Origin of the sequence: Xenorhabdus entomophaga, assembly GCF_037996725.1 — a bacterium.
Lineage (GTDB): Bacteria > Pseudomonadota > Gammaproteobacteria > Enterobacterales > Enterobacteriaceae > Xenorhabdus > Xenorhabdus khoisanae.
This window is the reverse complement of the sequence record NZ_JBBMXH010000167.1, coordinates 1-5096: the sequence shown is the minus strand read 5'-3', so window position 1 is coordinate 5096 and position 5096 is coordinate 1. Positions and strand designations below refer to the sequence as shown.

Sequence of the window (5096 nt, the reverse complement as noted above, 5' to 3'; positions counted from 1 at the left end):
CATCTTCGGCATTCAGGGTCACATCCCCCGTTAACGCCTTGCCATTTACTTTCCGTGCATTCGGCACTGCATTTTCTGCCAGTTCCTTAGTTCCCACCAAACCGAGGTTTTCTACAAGAATTGGATCATTACGATCCGAGCTAAGATCCTTGTCATTAACTTAAAAGATTTAAAAATAGTGGTGAAAATGAATCTATTTAATTTGCTAAAAAATAACCAACTTCCTCAATAACCTCGAATAATACGAAAAAGGACAAATTTTGAACCGAAATATTGACTCTCAATCAATTCTTTTCCAAAATTTTTTGACCAGCTACAGCTGGGTTAACGAATTAAGCGCATACGTAATGTATTTGCCCGTGACCTGATAATGACGTTGGCACTTGGAACCAGAATAACAATTATTATCTCTCCCTGTTAATCCGCAGAAAAATAACACTTTTTACAGTCACCATTTGTACGATGAGACTGACAAGGACAATCAATTAAAATCCATCCCAGCATTCATTAATCTTTGCAGACTGCTTATCCGCAGAGGAAAGCGAAATTTTCAAGGTTTCGCTTTCTGATTGATTTTCAACTATAAGGAAAAAGATATGTCTGAAACAATTAAAACCGGAAACCAGAATCCTGAGAATGAATGCCCGTTTGATCCCAATAATTATAAAGGCGAGCAGATTGTTGCCCCAGAAGGCTCTTTCTATTGGGCTCTGATTCAATTGAAACTGAGCAAGAAAGTGCGCCGCAGTGACTGGGCTGATAAGGAACAGCTAAGCTTTGTCCCGCGCCGTACCGACACCGAAGGTAAGTTCGATTATTTATCCCATATTGATAAGAGCAATAAACACGGCAATTGGGCACCTTGGCAGCCGATGCAAGAAGACCTGATGGCTTGCGATTGGGCGTTGATTCAAGAAGCGATAACACCTGAAGAGAGAGAAAATCTGGTTTTTGATCTTAAATCAGACATGTCCATATCTTCATGGGGAGCGCAAAGAACTTGGGGGTATATAGGTGAGAAAGGGGGACCTCATTATGATCCATCACTTCTTGGTAGCTTAAATATGATTCGAAATAACACTGATATTAAAACCGTTACGGCATTCGTTGTTAGCGATGTAGCTGATATTTACCAAAAGTTCCAATATATCCGCTTTAATTTCTTCTCTGAAAAAATGAATGACTTGCAGTATGCCAGTGAGATAAAGGAAAAAAATCTGCAGGTAACAGTCGATAACGTTACCTATAATTTAGGAAAGCCTACTACCGCTCGTTTCGAGAACGGATTGGGATGGAGGACTGCATATAGTAATGAGCAAAACTCAGCCGTTGATGAACTGATTAAAGTCTTACAGCAAACGGGTAAAACTAAGCGTTTTTACTGTGTTTGGAAGTAATTCAATTCTGAATTAGTTTGTTAAGGCCACACATTGTGTGGCCTTAATCATATCCAATGTTTTCCCCTCACCAAAAAATAACCAAAACTGCCAATTGACTTGAACAACACAAAAAAAGAACAAATTTCGCACCGAAAAAGAGGGCAAAAAAAAACATATCCGGTATTCTTTGACGGCGACTTCTGTTTACAGCATCATGTCGAGAAGTTAGCTAGTAGAGGCAATTTTATGGTCACACAGGCAAATACAGATCAAGCTATCGACGGCGATCTCTAACCACTCCCACAATACCCAATGACAGAGCCCCGACGGATACCAGAAACTCATTACTATGGATAAGGACTTTTTTGCAGCAGATGCTGAAATCCAGAACATGTTCAAGATTGAGCAGTAAAATCTTTTTAAACACCAAAATCTAATTCTTTCCAACGGCGTTCTCCAACCAGAACAACACCTTACATCTATCCCATTTGTACCATCCACCAGACACTGCCAACCGCATGATTTTAAATGCCTATTGCGTCAATATACTCCCACACCTTAACAGGAGAGAACGCTAATATGGCACAAGATTATCATCATGGAGTCCGTGTACAGGAAATCAACGAAGGTACGCGCACCATTACAACCGTTAGCACCGCTATCGTGGGTATGGTCTGTACTGCACCTGACGCAGACGAAAAAACATTTCCGTTAAACACTCCAGTTCTGATTACTGACGTTATGAGCGCCAGTGGTAAGGCCGGGAAAAAAGGCACTTTGTCCTCATCACTGAAAGCAATCGCAGCCCAGGCTCAACCTGTCACTGTTGTTGTTCGTGTGGCTGAGGGCGAGTCAGAAGAAGAAACCATTTCTAACATCATCGGTGGTGTCACTGATGAAGGTAAGAAAACCGGTATGCAGGCGCTGTTGGCGGCACCAAGCCAGCTCGGTGTTAAACCCCGCATTCTGGGTGTTCCGGGTCTGGATTCAAAAGCTGTGGCTACTGAACTGGCCTCTATTGCCGAGAAACTGAAAGCAATGGCGTATGTGAGCGCTTATGGCTGCAAAAAAATCGAAGAAGTCATCAAATATCGTGAAAACTTCAAGCATCGTGAGCTGATGCTGATTTGGCCTGACTTCCTGAGCTGGGATACTGTCACCAACAGCGAAGCGATTGCTTTTGCAACCGCTCGTGCTTTGGGTCTGCGCGCTAAGATCGACCAGGAAACTGGCTGGCACAAAACCCTGTCCAACGTTGGTGTCAACGGTGTGACTGGTCTGTCCGCTGATGTCTTCTGGGATCTGCAAGATACCGCGACTGACGCTGATCTGCTGAACAAAGCTGGCATCACTACGCTGATCCGTAAAAACGGTTTCCGTTTCTGGGGTTCACGCACCTGTTCTGATGACGCACTGTTCCAGTTCGAAAGTTACACCCGTACCGCTCAGGTTCTGGCTGACACCATGGCTGATGCGCATATGTGGGCAATCGACAAGCCGCTGACCCCATCGCTGGTACGCGATATTATCGAAGGTATCAATGCCAAGTTCCGCGAGTTGAAAGCGGGTGGCTACATCATTGATGGTCGTTGCTGGTACGACGACAAAATCAACGATAAAGACACCCTGAAAGCAGGCAAACTGACCATCGATTACGACTATACACCTGTACCGCCACTGGAAGACATGATGTTACGCCAGCGCATTACAGATAGTTACCTGATGGATTTCGCGAAAAGTATCAATAAATAAGGGGCTGACTGATGGCATTACCTCGCAAACTTAAATACCTGAACTTGTTCAACGATGGCAACAACTATCAGGGCATTGTGGAAGAACTGACGCTTCCGAAATTGAGCCGCAAGCTGGAAGCCTACCGTGGCGCTGGCATGAACGGCAGTGCAATGGTGGATCTGGGTCTGGATGAAGGCGCACTGGATGCTGAATTCACTCTGGGCGGCGTTGAATCTCAACTGTACAAACAGTGGGGCATCGCGAAAGCGGATGGCGTCATGCTGCGTTTTGCCGGCTCTTTTGAACGCGAAGATACTGGTGACGTCGTTGCAGTTGAAGTTGTGATGCGTGGTCGCTTCCAGGAGTTCGACCACGGTACTTATAAACAAGGTGATAACACTCAGACCAAAATCACTGCCAAAAACACTTATTTCAAACTGACATGGGATGGCGAAGAACTGATTGAAATCGACACCATCAACATGGTTGAGAAAGTGGGTGGAGAAGATCGTCTGGAGCAACATCGCCGCGCTATCGGTCTTTTTTAATCGCTCTTTTAGCAATTAAATTTTTTAAAACTTATTTCCTGTCTCATCAATACGTTAGTCGTGTTTGTTGAGACAGGCTTTTAATCGGATAAACAAGGTTGAACCATGACAGAAACACTGAATACTCAAAATGACGATCTGCGCACCATCGAATTGGAAGCACCACTGGCGCGAGGCAACGGCGAAATCACGGAAGTGATGGTACGCAAACCTAACAGCGGTGCATTGCGCGGTGCACGTTTACAGGCGCTGCTGGAAATGGATGTGGATTCTATGCTGCTTGTTCTGCCGCGTGTTACCACCCCTGCATTGACCAAAAGTGACCTGATGATGATGTCACCTGGTGATCTGATTAATCTCAGTGTGGAGGTGGTCAATTTTTTGTTGCCGAAGTCGGTCAAGTCCGATTCCCAGAACGATTAACGGTTGATGAATTGGTGGCAGATATCGCCACCGTTTTTCACTGGTCACCGACAGTGACAGATGAAATGTCACTGCCGGAACTGTTGGACTGGCGACATCGGGCCATTTTAAGAAGTGGTGCAGAACATGAGTAACATACAGTCGCAGCTAGACAAGGTATTGAGTGCCGTTGGAAAGCTGACCAGTTCCTTTAAACCTTTTCAACGGCATCAGAAAAAGCTGGCGGATGCAGTAGATAAAATCCATAACCAGTTTAAAAAGCTCAATAAGAGCATTGAGAGTTTAAAACCTATAGTCGGATATGCGCAGGAAACTGCGCGTATGCGTGCCGATCTTAAAGCCTATAATCAAACAATTAAACAATCTTTATCTGTGCGGCAGAAGTCTACAAAAATAATGCAGGTTAATGCCGTCAGTCAATCAGCTAATATTGTTCAAACAACCCAAAATGTCAGAAAGGAAAATTCATCGAATAAAAAAAATGAATTTAATTTCGGTGTGGCTGGAAATATGACTAACAATTTTAAATTGTTAGATAAACTAGTTATTAATATTAATCCTAATATAACAATTTTATTTGGCATGCTGAATAAAATTAATGGGGTTTTGAATTTAACTACTGGTTTTGTAAAAGTAACATTCCAAACATTAATTAACCATATACAAATATTCGGCAATGTTGGCATAAAAATATTTGACTCTTTAAGAGTCAATTTGAATATATTTGCACTACTGGGAATTCAGGCGTTTGTTGAGTTAAGGGCCAGCCTGAACTTTTTCGTACAACTGGGCATTCGGGCGTTTGTTGAGCTAAGGGCCAGCCTGAACTTTTTCGTACAGATGGGCGTTCGGGCGTTTGTTGAGTTAAGAACCAGCCTGAACTTTTTTGTGCAATTGGGCGTTCGGGCGTTTGTTGAGCTAAGGGCCAGCCTGAACTTTTTCGTACAGATGGGCGTTCGGGCGTTTGTTGAGTTAAGAACCAGCCTGAACTTTTTTGTGCAATTGGGCGTTC

At 43.6% G+C, this 5096-nt stretch carries 5 protein-coding genes and 1 pseudogene; all 6 read left to right on the top strand.

Going from position 1 to position 5096, the window contains the following annotated elements; genetic code table 11:
* Positions 1–596 precede the first annotated feature (596 nt).
* Complete coding sequence (locus tag AAC854_RS21100; RefSeq protein WP_340618808.1) at positions 597–1397, top strand: DUF2829 domain-containing protein; 801 nt, start codon at positions 597–599, stop codon at positions 1395–1397.
* 561 nt (positions 1398–1958) lie between these two features.
* On the top strand, positions 1959–3131 hold the full coding sequence (locus AAC854_RS21095) for a phage tail sheath protein (protein WP_340618807.1): 1173 nt from the start codon (positions 1959–1961) through the stop codon (positions 3129–3131).
* Between the two features lie 11 nt (positions 3132–3142).
* On the top strand, positions 3143–3661 hold the full coding sequence (locus AAC854_RS21090) for a phage major tail tube protein (RefSeq protein WP_047965096.1): 519 nt from the start codon (positions 3143–3145) through the stop codon (positions 3659–3661).
* A 105-nt stretch (positions 3662–3766) separates the two neighbouring features.
* Entirely contained in the window at positions 3767–4084 is a 318-nt protein-coding gene (locus tag AAC854_RS21085; RefSeq protein ID WP_047965097.1) for a phage tail assembly protein, read from the top strand.
* Positions 4085–4098: 14 nt separating this feature from the next.
* Complete coding sequence (locus AAC854_RS21080) at positions 4099–4218, top strand: GpE family phage tail protein (protein WP_340618806.1); 120 nt, start codon at positions 4099–4101, stop codon at positions 4216–4218.
* Positions 4211–5096, top strand: a pseudogene (locus AAC854_RS21075) (phage tail protein); the annotation flags it as partial. The gene AAC854_RS21080 and the pseudogene AAC854_RS21075, both read left to right, overlap by 8 nt.

Bases quoted from the DNA above. Each gene is read 5' to 3' on its own strand.
- AAC854_RS21100 (WP_340618808.1), top strand. From the start codon at position 597: ATGTCTGAAACAATTAAAACCGGAAACCAGAATCCTGAGAATGAATGC.
- AAC854_RS21095 (WP_340618807.1), top strand. From the start codon at position 1,959: ATGGCACAAGATTATCATCATGGAGTCCGTGTACAGGAAATCAACGAA.
- AAC854_RS21090 (WP_047965096.1), top strand. From the start codon at position 3,143: ATGGCATTACCTCGCAAACTTAAATACCTGAACTTGTTCAACGATGGC.
- AAC854_RS21085 (WP_047965097.1), top strand. From the start codon at position 3,767: ATGACAGAAACACTGAATACTCAAAATGACGATCTGCGCACCATCGAA.